A 2,005-nucleotide genomic window follows, 5' to 3' on the forward strand; every position below is an offset into this window, starting at 1 on the left:
CTTCACGCCCGTCCAGGTGGCCGCGACCGCGGCCCTGAACGGGCCGGACGATTGCATCCGCGAGATGCGCGCCACCTACAAGCGCCGCCGGGACGTGATGGTCGAGTCCTTCGCCAAGGCGGGCTGGCCGGTGCCGGTGCCTACCGCGTCCATGTTCGCCTGGGTGCAGATTCCGGAGAAGTTCCGCCCCATGGGCAGCCTGGAATTCTCCAAGCTCCTGGTGGAGAAGGCCGACGTGGCGGTGGCGCCCGGGATCGGCTTCGGCGAGCACGGCGACGATTACGTGCGCATCGCTCTTGTGGAAAACGAGCAGCGCATCCGCCAGGCGGCGCGCAACATCCGACGGTTCTTCGACCATGCGGACCAGACCCTCGACAACGTGATACCCTAAGTGGTGCATCCGGTAAGTCATGCGGCTCTCGGCAGCAGGGCGATCCCGGGGGAGCGACGTGGCCGATGCCGGCGGCGTTGACCCCAGACGAAGGGATGGCGGTGCGCATTCCAGTAGACCGTAGCGCGGTAGATCGCATCAATGATCTCATCCCAGGTCTCAAACCACCGGCCCGCCAGTGCCAGCGAGCGCAGGATCTTCCACCAGGGCTCGATCAGGTTGAGATAGGCCGCATATTTGGGTTGGAACACCACCTCCCAGCGCGGGTGCGCCAGCACGAACAGCAGCACGTCTGTGGTGCGGTGTGAACTCAGGTTGTCCATGATCGCATACACCCGCTTGGTCGAACTCGGGATCCAAGCCTCAACGTGCTCCAGAAAGTCGACCCAGTGGGCGCCGCCGCGTCCTGGATACGGATGCGTGAAGGCTTCGCCCGTGGCCGGACAAAACGCGCCAAAGACATAGCCTTTGGCGCGCCAGCCGTAGTCGATCTCCTGCTTCGCCCGTTCGGCCGGTCGCGTTCGGCTCTGCACCATCGCACGGCCGGCATAACTCTTCGCACTGACCGGCCCATCTCGTCCAGGCAGATCACACAGCTGCCCGCGGGTGGCGTCGTGTAGAGCGTTTTGGATTTGCTTCGGTTCAGTGGAGAGCGGTTTGGTCGCTATTTGGCCAACTTCTCGAACTGAACCGGACTGATGTAGTCGAGCGTCAAATGACGTCGGATTGGGTTGTAGAAGTAGAGTAGGCGGCTAGAGCATCGGACGGTTAAACGGACGCATAGCCGGCAGCTTTGAGGTAATTCCAACATGGTGAGCCCCACCAAAGCAACAGCCATACTCTCATGCAGGTGCACGGGCCGTCAGACAGGATCTAGTTCTGGGCGTAGCGCATCAGTGTCGAAGCCCTTGTCGGTAATCAGAGCACCGATTTCGATGCCCTCCAACAGGGTTTGTGCTCCAATACTATCATGCTGCTGGCCCGGAAATTGGTGCAAGTCCACCAGCCTGTCCAGCAGGGCCACGATCTTGGTGGTCAAGCCGCCGCGCGAACGTCCGATGGCCTGAGCATAAGTCCCCATTAGGCGCCCGTGCCATGCTGATGGACTCGGATGATGAGGCCACCGATGAGCGTGTACTCGAAATCGGGATCGCCTGAGAGAGCGTGGAAGACCTGCTGAAGCACGCTGGTCTGACACCGCCGGTGGAAGCGGCGAAACACGCTGTTCAAGTACCCGACCATCTCTGACAGGTTGCGCCAAGGCGCTCCCGTGCGAACGATCCACAACACTGCATCCAGAACCACTCGGTTATCCGCACCCGAGAGACTGGGATCACCGGCCTTGCCGGGCAGTAATGGCACAACACGCTCCCACTGCTCATCCTTCAGGATCATGCGATTCAAGGCTGACCTCCAGTTTTTCAGAATAGAATCAAAATTTCTCCACTGCGGTAATCCTCGACCCCTGAATGTCCACAGGCCGCAGTCGCGGCCGCATCCTGAATCGATTCTTTGGAGTTAGTCAGGTTGTCGAAAGCTGAACCGGTCATGATGAGATTCGGGACGCAGCGATCGTCGGCCAGGTGGGCTGGAAAGAGAATGTGGTGCGATCAA

General features: G+C 60.6%; 2 protein-coding genes and 1 pseudogene. 1 reads left to right on the forward strand and 2 read right to left on the reverse strand.

Translation table 11 applies throughout. The features are described from left to right. On the forward strand, positions 1-391 hold a 391-nt coding region (locus tag OCW50_RS32915; RefSeq protein WP_262300391.1), incomplete at its 5' end, for an aminotransferase class I/II-fold pyridoxal phosphate-dependent enzyme. Positions 392-408: 17 nt separating this feature from the next. Here the strand turns inward: OCW50_RS32915 and OCW50_RS32920 are convergent. Further along, entirely contained in the window at positions 409-927 is a 519-nt protein-coding gene (locus OCW50_RS32920; RefSeq protein WP_210804890.1) for a transposase, read from the reverse strand. Positions 928-1,274: 347 nt separating this feature from the next. Beyond that, a pseudogene (locus OCW50_RS32925) lies at positions 1,275-1,795 on the reverse strand (IS5 family transposase); the annotation flags it as partial. Between the last annotated feature and the right edge of the window lie 210 nt (positions 1,796-2,005).

It is taken from the genome of Microvirga sesbaniae (genome assembly GCF_025460805.1).
Lineage (GTDB): Bacteria > Pseudomonadota > Alphaproteobacteria > Rhizobiales > Beijerinckiaceae > Microvirga > Microvirga sesbaniae.

Coding starts and splice junctions, on each gene's coding strand:
- OCW50_RS32920 (WP_210804890.1), bottom strand. CDS start 927: ATGGTGCAGAGCCGAACGCGACCGGCCGAACGGGCGAAGCAGGAGATC.